Annotated in this window: 17 protein-coding genes; 7 read left to right on the top strand and 10 right to left on the bottom strand. The window is 64.6% G+C overall.

Annotation, left to right across the window (positions count from 1 at the left end):
- Window positions 1-167: 167 nt before the first annotated feature.
- Together NP552_RS01190 and NP552_RS01185 are read left to right on the top strand one after the other, a co-directional pair.
- Window positions 168-1,478 (top strand): MFS transporter, encoded by a 1,311-nt coding sequence (locus NP552_RS01190; protein ID WP_104572466.1) that lies wholly within the window; start codon window positions 168-170, stop codon window positions 1,476-1,478.
- Between the two features lie 133 nt (window positions 1,479-1,611).
- Complete coding sequence (locus NP552_RS01185) at window positions 1,612-1,827, top strand: TIGR02450 family Trp-rich protein (RefSeq protein ID WP_054914496.1); 216 nt, start codon at window positions 1,612-1,614, stop codon at window positions 1,825-1,827.
- A 25-nt stretch (window positions 1,828-1,852) separates the two neighbouring features.
- Here the strand turns inward: NP552_RS01185 and NP552_RS01180 are convergent, their stop codons facing one another.
- Entirely contained in the window at window positions 1,853-2,485 is a 633-nt protein-coding gene (locus NP552_RS01180) for a dTMP kinase (RefSeq protein WP_274096306.1), read from the bottom strand.
- Window positions 2,486-2,573: 88 nt separating this feature from the next.
- On the opposite strand from NP552_RS01180, the gene NP552_RS01175 reads away from it, so the two are divergent.
- From NP552_RS01175 to NP552_RS01165, 3 genes are all read left to right on the top strand, one after another.
- Window positions 2,574-3,296 (top strand): DMP19 family protein, encoded by a 723-nt coding sequence (locus tag NP552_RS01175; RefSeq protein ID WP_274096305.1) that lies wholly within the window; start codon window positions 2,574-2,576, stop codon window positions 3,294-3,296.
- Window positions 3,297-3,363: 67 nt separating this feature from the next.
- Window positions 3,364-4,050, top strand: coding sequence for a hypothetical protein (locus NP552_RS01170; protein ID WP_274096304.1), 687 nt, complete (start codon window positions 3,364-3,366; stop codon window positions 4,048-4,050).
- 140 nt (window positions 4,051-4,190) lie between these two features.
- Window positions 4,191-4,361: a hypothetical protein gene (locus NP552_RS01165; protein WP_173925048.1), complete on the top strand. Its 171-nt coding sequence runs from the start codon at window positions 4,191-4,193 to the stop codon at window positions 4,359-4,361.
- A gap of 4 nt (window positions 4,362-4,365) precedes the next feature.
- Here NP552_RS01165 and betI read toward each other — a convergent pair whose 3' ends face one another.
- From betI to NP552_RS01125, 8 genes are all read right to left on the bottom strand, one after another.
- Entirely contained in the window at window positions 4,366-5,013 is a 648-nt protein-coding gene (betI, locus tag NP552_RS01160; RefSeq protein ID WP_052504246.1) for a transcriptional regulator BetI, read from the bottom strand.
- Window positions 5,014-5,179: 166 nt separating this feature from the next.
- Window positions 5,180-6,622: a purine-cytosine permease family protein gene (locus NP552_RS01155; protein ID WP_043861246.1), complete on the bottom strand. Its 1,443-nt coding sequence runs from the start codon at window positions 6,620-6,622 to the stop codon at window positions 5,180-5,182.
- Window positions 6,623-6,682: 60 nt separating this feature from the next.
- Window positions 6,683-7,867, bottom strand: coding sequence for an iron-containing alcohol dehydrogenase (locus NP552_RS01150; protein WP_054914492.1), 1,185 nt, complete (start codon window positions 7,865-7,867; stop codon window positions 6,683-6,685).
- Between the two features lie 10 nt (window positions 7,868-7,877).
- Window positions 7,878-9,374: an aldehyde dehydrogenase family protein gene (locus NP552_RS01145; RefSeq protein WP_274096303.1), complete on the bottom strand. Its 1,497-nt coding sequence runs from the start codon at window positions 9,372-9,374 to the stop codon at window positions 7,878-7,880.
- A 157-nt stretch (window positions 9,375-9,531) separates the two neighbouring features.
- Entirely contained in the window at window positions 9,532-10,899 is a 1,368-nt protein-coding gene (locus NP552_RS01140; protein ID WP_043861243.1) for an APC family permease, read from the bottom strand.
- 269 nt (window positions 10,900-11,168) lie between these two features.
- Window positions 11,169-12,068 carry a proline iminopeptidase-family hydrolase gene (locus tag NP552_RS01135; RefSeq protein ID WP_054914489.1) on the bottom strand — a complete coding sequence of 300 codons (900 nt, stop codon included), beginning with the start codon at window positions 12,066-12,068 and terminating at the stop codon, window positions 11,169-11,171.
- Between the two features lie 188 nt (window positions 12,069-12,256).
- On the bottom strand, window positions 12,257-13,333 hold the full coding sequence (locus tag NP552_RS01130) for a hypothetical protein (protein WP_196932212.1): 1,077 nt from the start codon (window positions 13,331-13,333) through the stop codon (window positions 12,257-12,259).
- A 58-nt stretch (window positions 13,334-13,391) separates the two neighbouring features.
- Window positions 13,392-14,732 carry a diguanylate cyclase gene (locus NP552_RS01125; protein WP_173925049.1) on the bottom strand — a complete coding sequence of 447 codons (1,341 nt, stop codon included), beginning with the start codon at window positions 14,730-14,732 and terminating at the stop codon, window positions 13,392-13,394.
- Window positions 14,733-14,990: 258 nt separating this feature from the next.
- On the opposite strand from NP552_RS01125, the gene NP552_RS01120 reads away from it, so the two are divergent.
- Window positions 14,991-15,917: a class I SAM-dependent methyltransferase gene (locus tag NP552_RS01120; protein WP_231390587.1), complete on the top strand. Its 927-nt coding sequence runs from the start codon at window positions 14,991-14,993 to the stop codon at window positions 15,915-15,917.
- Window positions 15,918-15,947: 30 nt separating this feature from the next.
- Here NP552_RS01120 and NP552_RS01115 read toward each other — a convergent pair whose 3' ends face one another.
- Window positions 15,948-16,721, bottom strand: coding sequence for an ABC transporter ATP-binding protein (locus NP552_RS01115; protein ID WP_274096302.1), 774 nt, complete (start codon window positions 16,719-16,721; stop codon window positions 15,948-15,950).
- 433 nt (window positions 16,722-17,154) lie between these two features.
- Between NP552_RS01115 and NP552_RS01110 the strand changes: the two genes are divergently transcribed.
- The gene (locus tag NP552_RS01110) at window positions 17,155-17,709 is read left to right on the top strand and encodes a phage tail protein (protein WP_054914486.1); all 555 of its coding nucleotides are present in this window, start codon (window positions 17,155-17,157) and stop codon (window positions 17,707-17,709) included.
- Window positions 17,710-17,713: the final 4 nt, after the last annotated feature.

Raw genomic sequence — 17,713 nt, 5'->3', positions numbered from 1 at the left:
ACGTCGCAGCAAAGTGACTTGGCAAATGCCGCGCAATGCTTAAAATCTCGCCTCCTTTTCTACAGTCTGCAGGGGGCATCGCCCTGCCCTGGCTGGCCCTTTCCTGCCGTTCGATACATCGCGCGTACTGCCCGAAGGCGCCGTGCAGCAGGTCACTCGAGGTTTTTATGTCTCCGCGTTTGCTGGCCATGGCGCTGGCGCCCCTGCTGGGCCTGTTCATCATCGCCCTGGGCAATGGTGCCTTGTCGTCCTTGACCACGTTGCGCCTGGGCGAAGCCGGGGAATCGGCCACGATGATCGGTATCGTCGCCTCGGCCTACTTCATCGGCCTTACGCTAGGCGCCCTGTTCAACGACCGGCTGATCCTGCGGATCGGCCATATCCGTGCCTACAGCAGCTTCGCCTCGCTGATTGGCGTCACCATCCTGCTGCAGGGCATGTTCTATGACACCTGGGGCTGGTTCGTGCTGCGCCTGATCAACGGCTGGGCCACCGTCGGCGTGTTTCTGGTCATTGAAAGCTGGCTGCTGCTGGCCGGTGACGCAAAGATCCGCGGGCGCCTGCTAGCGCTCTACATGATCGCCCTGTACGGCGCTGGCGTGCTGGGCCAGGCAACCCTGGGCGAGATCACCGGTTGGGGCGACACGGCGCCATTCATGGTCGCCGGCATGCTCGCGTCCTTGTCGGTGCTGCCGATCGTGATCCTGCCGCGGGTGTCGCCGCTGCTCGACCAGGTCGAGCCGCTCAAACCACGACAGCTGCTGGGGGTGACGCCTACCGGCTTGGTGGGTTGCTTTGGCTCAGGGGTGGCCATTGCCGCCGTGTATTCGTTGCTTCCGCTGTACCTGCAGCGTATCGGCCACGATATCGGCGAAGTCGGCAGCCTGATGGCCTGGACGATTCTCGGGGCAATGCTGCTGCAGTATCCCGTAGGGCGCTGGTCCGACCGCAGGGACCGCCTGGAAGTGCTGACCGTGCTGGCGGGGGTATGCAGCGTGCTGTCGCTGGCCGTGGTACTGCTGCCGCTGTCCGCGACGCTGCTGGCCGCACTGCTGTTCCTGCTGGGCGGCGGCGTGTTCGCGCTCTACCCGGTAGCGGTCAGCCATGCAGCAGACCGCGCGTCGCCCGAGGCGCTGGTACCCATGATTCAGGGCCTGCTGCTGATCAACTCGCTGGGCTCTGCCATGAGCCCGCTGATGATCTCGCCGGTCATGACATCGCTGGGCGAAAACGGGCTGTTCTGGGCCTTCGCGGTGGTCAACCTGAGCATGGTGACGTTTTTCGTCTGGCGTCGCGGCAAGCGCCCGGTACCGGTCAATCCTGCGCCGTTCACGGCCTCGGCAACCTTTTCGCCTACCGGTGCCGAGTTGCGCCTGACAGAAGACCTGATGCAGGCCGTGCAGGATCACCCGCCGATGCCCGATGCGGTCAACGGCCAGGCCGCCCCCAAGCCCGCGCCACACTGCGAGCCTGGTTGAAAGAGGCTACAGTGGAGCGTCCCGAGACCCCGAACGCGTTGATCGAGCGTTCACCTTGGGTCGAGAGGCACTGCTTCAGCAGTCGACAGCCTCTTGGGCAACTCGCAATCTGCTCGAAACTGCCGGAGGACGCATGAACCGTTTCAATCCACGAAAGCTTGGGCTGTCAAAGTGGACCGCCTGCCAGCCGGTCAACCGTGAAAAGCACTTCCTGGTCACCGAGTTGATTTGCGATGAGCACGGCACACCCCTGCAGATCGAACTGCAGGCCGTGCACAGCGGGCGAAAACAACTGCTCGACTGGCAGGAACTCAGGGATAGCCAGCGCTGGAAAATCGGATGGTGCTGAACGGCACATTCTGGGTATGGGACGATCAACCGATCGCCTTGTGAATCCTTTGACTGGCAGCATGGATCTCGCAAACCAGTTGCCTCACCGCCTCCTCAATCGTGCCTTCATTACGGCACAGCACCCACCCGTTATCCGCAACCGCCTGCTCGAATGCCTGCGTGGCAGCAACCTGCTCCTCCAGGCTGAACATCACGGTACTGCCCAGCCCTCGGGTTCTGGCCGCCGCCCTCGCCCACGAAATCTGCGGGCTGGTAACCACCCCTACGTGCAGGTCCGGCACACTCACCTCGCGCTCGAGGTTCAACCGCAGAATCTCGGCAAACGGCACTATCCGGCGAAACGCCGCATCCGATGGATACCAGCGGTCGATCAGGATGATGCTGTTGGGCGGCTGCCTGGTCAGCACCTGCCGGGAAATCCAGGCCCGGCTCTCGGCAAGGCGTTCGCAAACCGCCCACTCCAGCGACCGGCTGGGGTTTCTGACCAGTGCGTTGACGAGCGCCATCGTCTCGCCCCGGCCGGGGTCGCTGTTTTTCTCGGACAGCCGGACCACCTTTCTGCCGTCCGCCCGCAGTGCCTGGGTCACGGCTTCCAGCAGCGTGGTCTTGCCGGTTCCCTTGGGGCCATCCAGAGAAACGAAAAGCGGACGGTTCATTGTTGTTGCGCCTCTGGTTGTGTCCATCAGTCATGAGCCGGCATTCTTGCACACCCGCTCCCCAGCAGACACCGAGGCACCTCCGTCAATGGACCCGACACTCACCCAGGCCCTTGCGCAACTGCGCCGCGCCCTGCCCATCGGCCTGCGCCACGCCCGGGCCCTGCTGCAACGCTGCGCCGGCAACCCGCAGCAGGCCGCCGAGCTGTACAAGGCCGAACTGCTGCAGGTGCTGATGGAAAAATCCGGTCTTCCACACCACCAGGCCCGCCAGTACCTGCACAGTGCGGGCTACGACCTGAGCCGCGCCTTGACCGCCCTGGACGAAGCGCGTTTCACCCTGACCCAGCGCATTCTGCGCCACCATCACCAGGACAAGCCACGCGCCCTGGACCTGATCGCCCAGGCCATCGAAACCGCCGAACAGCTGCCCCGCCAGTACTGGCTGGATTTCGAGCGCCTGGATCAACTGCCCCCGGCGCTGCGCTGCTTCATGGTGATCCACGAATGGCTGGCCTTCGAGCAATGGGAAGGCTTTGACAGTGCCCTGCACTTTCACCTGCCCCAGGCCATCGCCCAACTCAGGCACCTGCAGCTCGATGCCCTGGCGCACACACTGGAGCAGGCCGATCAGCGCCAGCAGCACCTGCGCCAGGCCCATGCCGATGAACGCCACGTCGAGCTGGCCATACGGACTCAGCAGGACCCGCTCTTCGACGCCTGCCAAACCCGCTTCAACCAGCAGCGCACGCAGCTCGACGAGCAGCTGTACGCGTGGGTGGAGCGGCACATGGCGCAGTTTCCCGCCTGAGCCGCGCCCCTGCAGCGCGCAAGCCGGTAGACTGCCGCCCTCCCCGACGGACCTCGGATTCCCCCTCATGGAACTGCACTACCGCATCACCCCCGACCACCTCCAGTCCTGGATCGCCGAACCGCTGAAGCAGGAACTGCTCAAGCAGGACGCGCAACAGGCCCGCGCCCTGGCCACCTTCGCCAGGTGGCAGAGCCGCCTGATCGGCCCGCTGATGTTCGCCCTGTGCCTGATCGGCGCCCTGCTGGCGGTGTATCTCCCGGAGCGACGCATCACCCCGGAGAAAGCCATCGCCCTGCTGCTGTTCACACTGGTGTTCATCCCGCTGTGGTGGCGCTTTTCCGGGCGCTGGCTCGGCCACCTGCAAGCGCGGATCGCCGCCAACCACGCCAAGCCCCGGGCACCGGTACGCGGGCTCAACCAGCGCCTGATCGAGGCCAGGCTTCGGGCACCCCTGAAATCGGCCCAGGACACGTACAAGCTGAGCTTCGATGATCAGGGCTTCACGCTGGACAAGACCCGGGGCGGCAAGACGGTCCTGGCCTGGGAGCAAGTCGTACACCTGCTGGAAACGCCGGACTTCTACCACGTGGCGAGCGCAGACATGCGCGCCAAGGGCATGGCCTGCCTGATTGCCAGGCACAGCGAGCTGATGCCGGCGCAGGACTATCAGCAAGGTCTGCAGGCGTTTCTGAGCCACTGCCCGGTCACGGCTAGCACCCCGGCCACGTCTTGCCCATCAACCCCGAAGTAGCCCTCGCCCGGCCTGGGCGCAGGTGGTAATTCGGCCAAAGCACAGGGAAGCAATGCCATGGCAACGCGCCGGTGCTGCATGCAGCCATGGCGAACGTATAAGGTAGGCCGCACAACAATCCAACTGCCAAGGAGACAGCCATGACCCTGTTCTGCCGGCTTAGCCTGCTGTTGCTGATCGTGGGAATGCTGCTGGGCGAGATCGTGATCGCCAGCGTGGGGCTGGTGGGCGTGTGCGGTGCGGCGCTGTACATCAGCATCCGCGAGGACACCCCGCAGGCGCCCCCCGCCGAGCCGGAGTTTCTCGCCTAGCCGTTCAAGGCTGCAGCGGTTCGGCGCCCTTGACGAACATCTGCGCCGTGACAATGCAGCACTTCTCGGCCTTCTTCGAACTGAAGGCCTTGTGGTCGAGCGCCCATTCCAGCCAGAAGCCGTCGATCAGCGCGGTGATGGTCAACGCCGCGCTTTTGGCGTCTATCTGCGTGCCCTGTGCCTTGCCGATGGCCTTGAACACCGACTCCAGTTCCTTGCGATAGTCGGCATAGAGCTTCTTGTTCAAGGCGCGCAGCTGCTCCGACGATACCGCCGCCCCCCAGAACCCCAGCCAGGTGGTGAGGATGAACTCGTTGAAGATCTGCCCGCGAAACGAGGAGCGGATGATCGCCAGCAGACGGTCCTCGGGGGTGCCGCCCTGCACCGCCAGGTACTTGCGGGTTTCTTCGCGCAGCTGGTCGGTGAGTTCCTGGTAGGTCGACAGCATCAGCTCTTCCTTGCTGGAAAAGTGATGGCCGATCAGCCCGATGGACACCCCGGCCTGCGCGCAGATGCGCTCCAGGGTACTGCCACTGTGGCCATAGCGGGTGATGCACTGCATCGTCGCCTCGATGATGGCCTTGCGGCGCGTCTCGGGGTCGATGCGGGTTCGACGCTTCCTGGGTTGGGTTACTTCGGGCTCACTGCTCATACGTCAACAACCTGTGCACTGCGGGGCATGGCCCCGGTCTCCGGACAGCGGCTACATCTCAGTCGCCAAGCGAGGCGACAATTTAGCAACTTTTGCCCGGGCAAGTGACAGGAAATGGCGATTGCCCCGGCGTGCGTTGCGCACGCCGGGGCAATCGTCGACAGGCTCAGTTGGCGCTCAGGCCGCGCTCCAGGTCCTTGTCCAGTTCATCGATGCGCGACAGCTCCGCCGCGATGTCCTGGGTGCGGCACAGCCACCCATAGACCAGCGCCGACACCACCAGGCCCACCAGCATGCTGATGTCGGCGCCATCGAGCAGCGTGGTCACGTAGCCGGTATACAGCCCGGTGCTGGAGAACGGCAGCATGGCCACGAAGCCTGCCACGTAGGCGCCGATGCCGCGCCAGTTCCAGCGCCCGTAGATCCCGTTGGGCTTGAAGATCTCGGTAATCGAAAACTTGCCGTGGCGTACCTTGTAGAAGTCCACCAGGTTGATCGCCGTCCACGGAGTGAACAGGTACAGCAGGATGGCCAGGAAGTCGCCGAAGTCCTTCACGAAGTTGTCCGAGGCGGTCATCGCGATGGCGATCGCGGTCCCGCCCACCAGCAACATCGAAACGATGCGCTTGAACAAGGTGGAGGTCTGGGTCTTCACCGTGTCGGCGATACTCAGCAAGGTGATCGAGGCGCCGTAGAAGTTCTGCGCCGCGCTGGTCACCAGGCTCAGCACCGCCAGGATCAGCAGGCATTCACCGAAGCCGCCGAACAGTGTGTTGCCCAGCATCACCAGGCCCTTGGCCAGGTTCTGCCCCGGGCTCAGTGCCGCGGCCAAGGCGCCGATCAGCATCATCCACACCCCGCCGATCATCGCGCCCATGTAGGTCCACCAGAACGACGAGCGCACGCTGACGTTGGCCGGCAGGTAGCGCGAGTAGTCCGACACGTAGATCGCCCAGCTCAGTTGATACGCGGCGGCCACGAAGAACTGCGCCAGGAACGGCGTTGCCTTGAAGTCCGAGACGCTCAGCTGATCGGCTGGCAGCTTGACGAAGAAGAACAGCCCCACGGTGAACACCAGCATCACCGCGATCAGCACGAACGCCAGCAGCCGCTGCACCTTGTGGAAGGTGTTGTAGCCGGCAATCGCCATGACGATCGCCAGCAGCGAGAAGGCGATGGCCGAGCCGTTTTCAGGAACGTCGAACAGTTCGTGCAGCGTCTGGCCCACCAGCAACTGGTTGAAGGCGTTGTAGCCCACGTAGGTGGCGATGGCCACCACATACACCAGCAACGCGCCCAGGTAGCCGAATTGCGGGCGCGACTGGATCAGTTGCGGCAGGCCCATCTGCGGGCCCTGGGTGGAATGGCCGGCCATGAACAGCGTGCCGAAGGCGCAGCCCAGGAAGATCGCCACCGCCGACCAGAACAGGTTGGCGCCCATGCCGACCCCGATGATGCCCACCGCCAGGGTGGTCAGGTGCGCTTCCCCGCAGAACCAGATGGGCCACAGGTGCCACGCCTTGCCGTGGCGCTCTGCGAGCGGGACGTAATCGATGGAGCGTGTTTCAAGGTTCAGGCGTCCCTTGGACGCCGAGTGGGAGGCAGACATGGCAGTTGCACCTTTTTTTATTGGTCTGGTTGCACGGCTAAGCGGAAAACAGCGAGTTCATCAATCGCGGGCGTGGTTGATCGCCTGGGTCAACAGCGCCTCCAGTTGCGCCTGGGTGCTGTCGCGCGGGTTGGTCAGCCGCGCCGGGTCGCCCATGGCCTTGCGTGCCACGGCGCCGACATCGGCCTGGCGGACCCCGAGCTCGGCCAGCGACCTGGGAATCTCCAGGCGGTCGAGCAAGGCGCACACGGCGTTGTAGAAGGTCTCGAACTCGGCGTCCGGCAAGCCCAGGGCCTGCGCCACCGGCATCAGGCGCGGGGTGATCTGCGCCTGGTTGTAGCGCAGCACCACCGGCAGGATGACCGCGTTGGTCAACCCATGGTGGGTGTTGTAGGTGGCGCCCACCATATGGCTCAGTGCGTGCACCAGCCCCAGGCCCTTGAGAAACGCCACGCCGGCCAGGCACGAGCCGATCAGCATGTTGCCCCGCGCCTCCAGGTCGTGACCGCGTTCGACGGCGGTGTCGATCGAGCCCCACAGCAGCGTCAATGCCTGCAACGCGGCGCCATCGCTGAGCGGGTTGAAGCTGGGCACGAAGTAGGCTTCCAGGGCATGGATGATCGCATCGCACCCGGTCCATGCGGTCAGGTTGGCCGGCAGGCTCTGGGTCAGCTCCGGGTCCAGGATCACCGCCGCCGGGCGCGCCCGTGGGTGCCACACGCAGCCCTTGATGCCGCGCCCGGTGTCGGTGAGCATCGCGGTGCTCTCGGTTTCGGCGCCGGTGCCGGCGGTGGTGGGAATCGCGATCACCGGCGCAAAGTCCGCCGCACTGAAACCTGCCGGCACCGGCTTGTCGAAGTCGAAGGCCCACAGCTCGCTGCGCTGCTGACGGGCGACCAGGGCCACCGCCTTGCCGCCGTCTAGGCCACTGCCGCCCCCCAGCGCGATGATGCCGTCGGCGCCCCAGGCCCGATAGGCTGCGGCACCGGCCAGTACCGACTGGTCGGTGGGGTTGGGCTCGATGCCGCCGTACAGGCCGCAGGCAAGCCCCGCCTCGGTCAGGCTGCGCTGCAGTTCATCCACGAAGGGCAGGCGCAGCGAGCCCTGATCGGTGATGATGATCGGTCGGCTGATGTTGAAGTCCCGGCACAGCCTGGCCAGGTGATGACGCGCACCCGGGCCGTACTCGATGGGCAGTGGCACGGTCCATTGTTGCGGGTTCAAGGCTGAAAGCGTGTTTTGCATGGGGTTGACCTCAACGGCAGCGCAGGATGGTGGATTTCAATTCGGTGTACTTGCCCAGCGCATGGGCCGAATTGTCCCGGCCATTGCCGGACTCCTTGAACCCGCCAAACGGGAAGTTCATGTCCACCAGTTCGTCATAGCAGTTGACCCACACCGTGCCGGCCCTGAGCTGGCGGGTGGCGCGGTGAATGGTCCCAAGGTCGGATGACCACACCGCCGCCGCCAGGCCGAACTCGGTCTGGTTGGCGATGGCGATCGCCTCATCGAGGGTGTCGAAGGGAATCACCACCAGCACCGGGCCGAAGATTTCCTCGTTGGCGATACGCGCGGTTGCGTCCGGGGCAAGGAAGATCGTCGGCTCCAGGTAGGCGCCTGCCCCCACCGGCGAGAGCGCCTGGCCGCCCTTGAGCAACTGCGCCTCGTGCCGGCCTGTTTCGATGTAGCGCTGGACGCGCTCGAACTGCACCGCGTCGATGATCGCGCCCGTGACGCTGGCCGGGTCCAGGGGGTGCCCCGGGTAGTAGCTGTCGGTGGCCACGAGCAGTTCGCGCAGCAGCGGCTCGATCACCGAGCGCTGCACCAGCAGACGCGACCCGGCGCTGCACACCTGGCCCATGTTGGCGAAGATCGCCGCCGCTGCCGATTGCGCGGCCTGGGTGATATCCGCGCAATCGGCCATGACGATGTTGGCCGACTTGCCGCCCAGCTCCAGCCATACACGCTTGAGATTGGAGGCGGCGGCGTTCTGCGCGATCTGCCGCCCCACCGCGCCGGAGCCGGTGAAGGCGATACAGTCGACGTCGCCATGCAGGCTCAGCTCGCGCCCCACCGCGCCATCACCGGGGAGCACGTTGAATACCCCCGCCGGCACACCCGCTTCCATCGCCAGGGCGGCGATGCGCAAGGCGCTCAACGGGGTTTTCTCCGACGGCTTGAGCAGCACGCTGTTGCCGGCTGCCAGGGCCGGGGCGAACTTCCAGGCGGCCATCAGCAGCGGGTAGTTCCAGGGCACCACCGCCGCCACCACGCCCAGCGGCTGCTGGGTCACGGTGCCGAAGAATTGCGGGTCGGTGGCCGGCACCTCGCCGTGCACCTTGTCGATCAGTTCGGCAAACCAGCGCAGGCAGTAGATCGTGCCCGGCAGGTCGGCACCGATGGTATCGGCAATCGGCTTGCCGCTGTCCAGGGTCTCCAGCAGCGCCAGCTCGTCGGTATGCGCCTCGAGCAGTGCGGCCCACCTCAGCAGCACCGCCTTGCGCTCGCGGGCCGCCAGCTCGCTCCACACGCCGGCCTCGAAGCTGCGCCGCGCAGCAGCCACGGCCAGGTTCACATCGGCCTTCGCGCACTGGGCCACCGCCGCGAGCACGGCGTCGTCAACCGGGCTGCGGGTGCAGAAGGTCGCCCCGTCTTGCGCGTCCACATAGCGCCCGTCGATGAATGCCCTGCCCTCCAGCGGCAACGTTGCTGCCTTGTCGAGCCAATAGGCCCTGTCTTTGAGTCGTGTCACTGCAATACCCCGTCTTGTTCTTGTCAGGCTGGGGCAATCCTAGGCGATACTGAAAATATCTTCAATAACGATCAAGGCCGTTACTGAATTTATTTTCAATAAAAATGCCCGCATGAGCGGGCATTGTTCCAGGCGATGCATGGGCAGCAGCGTGCAGTCAGTCCGTCCAGGTCAGCGAGGGCGCCCCCCGCCGGCGCATCACCCAGGCAATCAGCAGGCCGCCGAGCATCCAGGCGGCGCCCAGCACCTTGGCGTGCACGTTGGTGCTCCACAGCGCATAGCTCAACAGCAGCACGCCCAGCACCGGGGACACCCCATGGCTGAACAGCTGCGCCTGGCCGATCTTCCTGAAGTAGATCATCACCGACACGTGCAACAGGATGTAGGCGGTCAGCGCGCCGAACGTGACCAGGGTCACCATCACATCCAGGTAGCCGGCCCCGGCGAACGCCACCACGAACGAAACCAGCGCAACCGTGACGATGGCGTTGGCAGGCACGTTGGTGCGGGCACTGATGCGGCTCAGGTACGCGGGCAGGCGCTTGTCCCGCGACATGCTGAACAGCACCCGCGCCGTGGTCGCCTGGGACACCAGGGTGTTGGCCATCAGCGCGATGATGCCGCTGGTCAGGGTGATCACCGGCAGAAACCAGGCCCCGACGATCTCGGCACTGAGGGTATAGAACGCAGTGTCGGCAGCGGCGCCCTGGTACACCGTGCCCAGCGGCACGAACACTGCCGCCAGGTACACCTGCCCCACGAACAGCACCGTGACCAGCACCAGCAGCATCATCGTGGCCCTGGAGACCGTCTCCCCGCCCCCCTTGGCCTCTTCGTTCAGGGTCGACACCGCGTCGAATCCGATGTAGCTGAGGGCTGCAATCGGTACGGCGGCGAACACCATGGCCATGGAGAAGTCGGAGCGGTTGTAGAACGGCGCGATGAAGTGCTCCAGGGTCGGCTTGAGTTCGATGATGCGAGAGGTGGCAAAGGCGGCGAACAGAAACAGCACCACCAGCTGGATCAGCAGCAGCACCTTGCTCAACCTGGCATTCATCTCGATGCCCATCAGGTTGACCGCCGTGGGCACCGCAACGAAGGTGACCAGCCACACCGTGGTCGGCACCTGCGGGAACTGCGCCGACAGCGCCGCCGCCCCCAGCACCGCCAGCAGTGCCGGCAGCAGCAGGTAATCGAGCAGAATCGCCCAGCCGGCCACGAAGCCCAGGCTGCTGTTGGTGCCGTGGGTGACATAGGAATAGACCGAGCCGGCCAGGGGGATCTTCCTGGCCATCTGGCTGTAGCTGATGGCGCTGAAGATCATCGCGACGGCGGCCACCAGGTACACCAGCGCCACCATGCCGGCGGAGGTGTTGTAGATAAGCCCGAACACGCTGACCGGGGCGATGGGCACGAAATACAGCAGGCCGTAGGCGAGCACATCGGAAAAGCTCAGTACCCGTTTGAGCCCTGCCTGCTCCGGGTCTTGTGTACTGGGGGTATCTGACGCATTGGCAATCGACATGGGCAATCTCCGAAGCAATAGATCGTCGAGGCGCAACCCCCTGCTTCGCCAGGGGCCTGGGTCGACTTGTTTTTTATAGTTTTATCCATGACTTCAAGGGTCGGTACAGCGCGCGCGGGGCTGCGTGCGCTGTACCGGGGCTGCTTCCTGCAAGGGGCAAGTATCAAAGTGGGCCACCAGGCGAACAAGCGACCATTGCGCATGCAATCAGTCGTCGGCGGAATGATCCCCAGCGGTGCCGCCCTGGCTGTGCATCGACCCGACGGCATTCAGGTGCGCGGGGTCGCCTTGGCAATGAAGGCGCGCAGGTGCCTGAAGAAGGGTTCGGGGTTTTCGATATGCGGCATGTGGGAGGCCTCGGGTATGCAGCAGAACTCGGCGCCCCTGACCATCGCCGCGAAGGCCCGGCCCGATTCGGGGGTGCCTTCGTCGTGGGCCCCGCACATGAACAGCGTGGGCACCTCGATCGACGCCAGCTTCGGGGTCAGGTCCAGGTCCGCCAGTGTGCCGGTGCCGAAGAACTCGGTGGGGCCCCACATGTAGCCGTACAGTTCGGTCGCGCAATTGTCCATCGTGTCGACCACGATCTGCGGCCAGGGCTGCACGCGGCACAGGTGACGCACATAGAACGCGTTGACCGCCTCCAGGTACTCGGGGCTGGTGAAGTCGCGCTGCGCCTCGCACCGGCGCATCACCGCCTGCAGGTGGTCGGGCAACTGCGCCTTCAATCGCTCGCAGTCCGCCATCCAGCGCTTGGCATCGACCAACGGCCCCGACAGCGCCAGCGAGCACAGCCCGGCCGGCTGCCGGGCCGCATAGTTGATGGCGATGCTGCAGCCCCACGAGCTGGCAAACAGATGCACCTGTCCCAGGCCCAGGTGCTCGCGAACGGCATCTATCTCGTCGGTAAAACGCTCCAGCGTCCAGTTGCGTGTGTCGCCCACCCGCTGCGAGCGTCCGCAATCGAGCTGGTCGTACAGCACCACGCTGCGGTCAGGCACCAGTTCGAGCAGCGGCAGCAGGTAGTCATGGGAGTTGCCGGGGCCGCCATGCAGCACGATCAGCGGTACGGCACCGCTGTTGGCCGAGCGGTTGAGCCGGTACCAGACCTTCCCACCCGGCACATCGATATGGCCGCTTTCATCTGGCACAGCAGCGTAGTCACTCACGAGCACCTCCAACCTTGTGATTTTTATTCTGTTGGCGCACGCCCCCGAACCCGCAAGCCCGGTACTGACGCGGGAACAGGCGGTCGTCGCCCTGCTCGAGTCTTAGGGCACGAAGGGGCTGGCACAAGCGAAAAAAAATGGGCTGGTCCTGAATTATTTTCCTGACCTGCCGTGGCGCTGCGGCACGCTCAGGGCGGCGGCGCGAACAGCACGGGCCGCGCTGCATCGGCGCCCAGTACACAGGCCACGTCATGCGCGCAACCTGGCACGATGACCATGCGCCTGGGCGTGCGCGGCTTGAGCACGGCCTGTTCATAGGCGGCATACGCCAGCCCTCGCTGCAATCGGAAAGGCCCCTGCAACATGGCCGCGCAGGATTTGTCGAGAATCGGGTAGAACGTACCCTTGTCGGCACTGCTGTCGAGGGCACCTTCCAGGTAATCGACCTGGGCCGCCGCATAGTGTGCGCGGGCCTGCGCGCCGGTACGCGGCAGATAGCCAGGCAGCGACTGGGTGCCGTACTTCCAGTGGTCATAGGCACAGGCCGGGGACGTCGCCGGCACGTCGAAGCGCCAGGTGCAGCCCCCCGTACCACAGGCCTCCCACGGCACCGTTCGCTCGCCCCGCAGGGGCACGGGGCGAACCGGGTCGAAGTACAGCCAGCTGCCCGGGTCGGCGATCACATAGCGCAGCGCCACACCCGCCGGCGGGTCGGCGGCAAAACCGATGCTGTGCTGGAGCATCTGCGCACCGGCCGAAAATCCCACCAGGGTCACACTGCGCAGGCTCGGCCACTGCCGGGCCAGTTCGCCCAGCAAGGCGTCCAGTGCCGCAAAGGCGCCAAGCGGATGGGCGCCCAGCGAGGGAGCCCCCGCCAGCCAGCCGGCACAGCTCCACAGCGCGTCGCCCGGTTGAGCGCCGGGCGTGTCCGGCATGCTGCAACGCCCGGCCTGCGCCGGCGCCACCTGATACAGCGGCGCCACCACCAGGGTACGCGGCAACCGGCCCGCAGCACGTGCCGCTTGCAAGCCGGCCTCGAAGCTGCGCCCGACATCGCGCGGATGCCCGTGCAGTATCAGCAGTGCCGTCTGCGGGCCGTGGGGGTCGCCGGGCCTTGGCGCGCGCGATGCGTAGTAATGCATCTGGCCTGCACCTGCCGGCAACGCGAAGCTGTGCAGGCACTGCGGGCCGGCCTGGCGCCCGCAGTGGCCGCGCTCGGCGGCGAGCGCGCCACTGGCCGTCAGCCACAGCACTGTCAACCACATAACGCTGCGCCAGAGGCGCCTTGGCGTGTGCATCGTCGCCTCCATCAGGCTTGGCCTGTCACTCCGGCGAGGTCAGTTCCCCGTACGCCACCACCCGGTTCCGGCCGCCCTGCTTGGCCTGGTACATGGCCTGGTCGGCCTGTCGCAGCAGGTGCTGGTAGTCGGGGTGGCCGTTGTAGGTGGCCATGCCGATGCTCACGGTGACCTGGTGCCTGCGGCCTTCGGTCAGTTGCAGCTTTTCCGCTTCGACCTTGCGCCGCAACTTCTGCGCCACCTTCATGGCGTTGGCGCTGTCGATGTCCACCAGGATCATCAGGAACTCCTCGCCCCCCATGCGGAACACGTAGTCCCCCGCGCGGCTGTGGCTGCTGAGGATCTCGGCGATCTGCTGCAGAATCGCGTCGCCGGCTTCGTGACCGAAGTTGTCGTTGATCGACTTGAAGTTGTCGATATCCACCGAGAACACCGAAAACGTCTGCCCGGTCTTCTGCGCGATGGCGATCTCGTTGCCGATCACCACCGGCAGGAACTTGCGGTTGAGCATGCGTGTGAGCACGTCGCGGCCGCTTTCCAGCTCGTTGGCAGTGTTGAACAGGTTGTCGAGGTTGAACATCAGGCTCTTGGTCTGGTCGCGAATGTCGCGCAGCAGGCGCATGCGCGTCTCCTGCTCGTGCATCGAGGCAAGAAACATGGGCAGCAACACGTCATCCATGTGACGGATGATCTTCAGGATCTGATCGCTTTCGCTGGTGTTCTGGAAGGCGTAGGCGCCCTTGTGACGGAACCACAGGCCGAAATCAGAGGCCGCGAGCCTGGGCAGGTTCACGCCGTTGGAGCCCATGGCCAGGTCGAACATCAGGCTGTTTTCCCAGTCCAGCAAGGCGCCGCGCTGACGCTCGCGCTCGGTGCTGATGTTCTGCAGCACCGAGAACAGCCGGTAGCCTTCCTCGTTGCGCGAGTTGCGGTCATGGGACCGCGAATAGGCGTGGCTCATGATTTCCATGGCCAGGTCCATGGTTTCGCTGGCCAGGCGCAATGCCTGCGCCTCGCTGGCCCACTGCTGTTCGAGAATCAGCTGGAACAGCAACTTCTTCAGGTGCCGCGCACCACTGAGCACCAGGTGCAGCGGCACGTCGATGCGCGCATGCACTTCTCCCACCTGCTTCTGCAGGGCAACCAGCGGCATGCAGTCATCGGTGGGCGACACCGAATAGACCCGCACCAGCCAGGCCTGCATCGAACTGCCCAGGCGGCTCTTGACCTCGTCGTGGGACAGGATCAGCGAAGCATTGGGGTCGGCCAGCATGTGTTCATAGAACCGCGCGGCCAGCATGACCTTGTTGCGCTCGACAAGGCCCTGCAACGATTGGGTCAGCGTGCATGGGTACTGGGAAACCATGCTGTGCCATTCTTTGGCTTGTACTTCCGGGGAAACGCTTGGCATGTGTGGCCTATTTTCAATTCAGCAAGAAGCCTGATGCCTACACGAATCACAAGAGGCTTCGGCACTGGACGAACCAACCGGGTTCGCCCGCCGGGTATTCTATTGCACGCTGCGCGGGAAGTCTTTGAACGCGAGCGCTGCATACCCGGCTCAATACTTGCGCGGCCCTGCCGATAGCCTGCGCAAGGCATTTTTCAGAGGAAGCAAGCGTCGATGAACCATAAAGGCATGGCCTTGGCCAGCAAATACTGTCAGGGCCGCGGCCTGGAGATCGGTGCCGCCGCGCATAATGCGTTCTACCTGCCGGACTGCATCAACCTGGCCCCCTGCGATGGCGAGGCATTCCTGTACCCGCAGGACCTGGAAGACTACACGCACTACAAGCAGGAACAGGCCAACTACCACGCCGAGCCCGCCAGGGTCGACGCGCTGGGCGACTTCCTGGATATCCCCTTTGCCGACCAGACCTTCGACTACCTGATCACTTCCCACGTCATCGAGCATGTGCCCAACCTGCTGGCGGCCTACGTGGAGTCATCCCGGGTGGTGAAGGACGGTGGCGTGTTCTTCTGCATCTTCCCCAACCGCAACGCCGAGCCCACCGACCGCATCCGCGCGCTGACCACCCTGGAACAGATGATCGACGCCTACGAAAAGCGCGTCGACATGAGCACGATCGACGCGCACCTGTGGCGTGGCCATCACCTGGTGTTCTCCCTGCAGAGCATGCTGCGGGCCGTCAACCTGATCAACAACGTCGGGCTGGGGCACTGGCTGGTCGAAAGCGTCGAGCAGACCGACTCCAAGGTCGGCAACGGCCATACGGTTGTACTGCGCAAGCAGGTCGGCCTGGCGAACCTGATGATCAAGGATGGCGCCCAGTTGAATCACGAGATCGGCACGCGCCTGCGGGCCCAGGACCTGACCGGCGCCCTGCACCTGGTGAAGGTGGCGCTGTCGTTCGACTTCTTCAACGCCTATCACCTGTACCTGGCCTTTGCCCTCAGCTGCCAACTGGACAACGCTCGCGAGGGGCTGGAGTTCCTGCGTCAGGCACTGATCATCGACCCGGAAAACGAAGAGTACCGCCAGCTGTTCGTGCAGTTCACCGGCGGCCCGTTCATCAACCCTGTGCCCTGACCCCGCCGAGCCGGCCGCACGCAGGCCGGTTCAGGCGTGCCAGCAGCGGTACCAGCCATCCTGTTCGCTGATGCGCAGCTGCGTCTGGTACAGCTGCGACAGTGCCGCGCTGGTCAGCACCTCGGCCTTGGGCCCGTCGGCCACGATGCACCCCTGGCTAAGCAGCACCACACGCTCGATTTCCGGGATGATCTCGTCGATATGGTGGGTGGTGATGATCATGGCGTGCTCCTCGGCGCAGAAGCTGCGCAGCAACCTCAGCATGCCCAGGCTCGCCCCCATGTCCAGGCCGTTGGCCGGCTCGTCGAGAATCAGCGCACTGGGCCGGTGAACCAGCGCGCGGGCCAGCAGCAGGCGGCGCTTCTGCCCGGTGGACAGGCGCTGGAACATGGTGCTTTCGTACCCGGCCATTTCCACCTCGGCCAGCAGCGCACGCGCCTGCGCCAGTTGCTCGTCATCGGGCTGCAGATGGCCATGGGCACCGATGGCGCCGAAAAAGCCCGACGCCACCACATCCAGCGCCTGGGTGTGCGGGGTGTAGTCTTCCTGCAGGTCCTGGGACACGAACCCCAGGCGACTGCGCAGTGCCCACAGGTTGACGGTGTCGCTGCCGAACAGCTTCAGGTGGCTGCCTTCGCGCTCCACCGGGTACAGCTCGCGGGTGATCAGCTTGAGCAGGGTGCTTTTGCCGGCCCCGTTGGGGCCCAGGATGGCGACCTTCTCGCCGGCACCGATGTGCAGGGAGAAACCGTCCAGCACACGGTTGTGCTGCTGGTAGGCGGTGACATTGTGGAAATCGATCATGGCTTGCTCGTCAGTGCGGCACGGAAAAGAACCCGGATCTTTCCACAGCACGCAGCCACTGGCTACAGGGCACGGCCAGGTGCCCATGAATGCCGGGCGCGACGTGTGTCTGGCGCCAGATTACCGACAGCCGCCCCGCGTCAAACAATCGTTTGAAAAAAATCGTCGAAATACCCATTTTCAGTGATGGCAATGCGTCACTACCTCGCCTAGCATCAACCCACCTCCCGAGGGCCGCTTCGCCGGACCCTCTGCCTGTTATCGCAACCATGGAAGGAACGCTCATGAAGAAGCGCAGATGGAAGCTGGAACGGCCACAAGCCGTGATCGATAACCGCCTTACCTAGCTAGTCAGCTCTGCCGTGATTGTCACTCACTTGCCTGCAAGTGGGTTTTTTTTGTTGCCTGAGAAACATGATGGAGGTTTGTTCATATGGAACCTTTCGTGGGTGAAATCCGCCTGTTCCCGTACAACTTCGTGCCCAAGGGTTGGCTGCCGTGCGACGGACGCCTGTTATCCACGCAAACCAACGCTGCACTGTTTTCCTTGCTCGGCACCCAGTTCGGCAGCTCCGGCAACAACCTGTTTGCCCTGCCTGACCTGCGCGGGCGCACCGCGCTGGCCCGGAACAGCACCGGCACCCCTGACCCCGGCCTGAGCAATCATACCCAGGGCCAGTCAGCCGGCACCGAGAAAGAAACACTGCCCGCCGCCGCACTCGCCCAGCATACCCATGAGGTCTATGTATCCGATGCCCTGGGCAACAGCGGGCCGGCCGGTGCGTTCCCGGCCACCAGTGCCAACCTGGCAACCCCACCGGTCGCTTCGCGCAGCACCTACGTCAAGTTCGACAGTAGCAAGCAGCAAGCGCTCAACCCGGCAACGATTCAGCCCACGCCACCCCAACAGCCCCTGGACAACATGCAGCCTTCGCTGGTGCTGCAGTACTGCATCGCCAGTGTTGGCGTTTACCCACCGCGCCCGTGAACAC

Origin of the sequence: Pseudomonas sp. 8209 (genome assembly GCF_028682105.1) — a bacterium.
Lineage (GTDB): Bacteria > Pseudomonadota > Gammaproteobacteria > Pseudomonadales > Pseudomonadaceae > Aquipseudomonas > Aquipseudomonas palmensis.
This window is presented reverse-complemented; position numbering and strand designations above follow the sequence as displayed.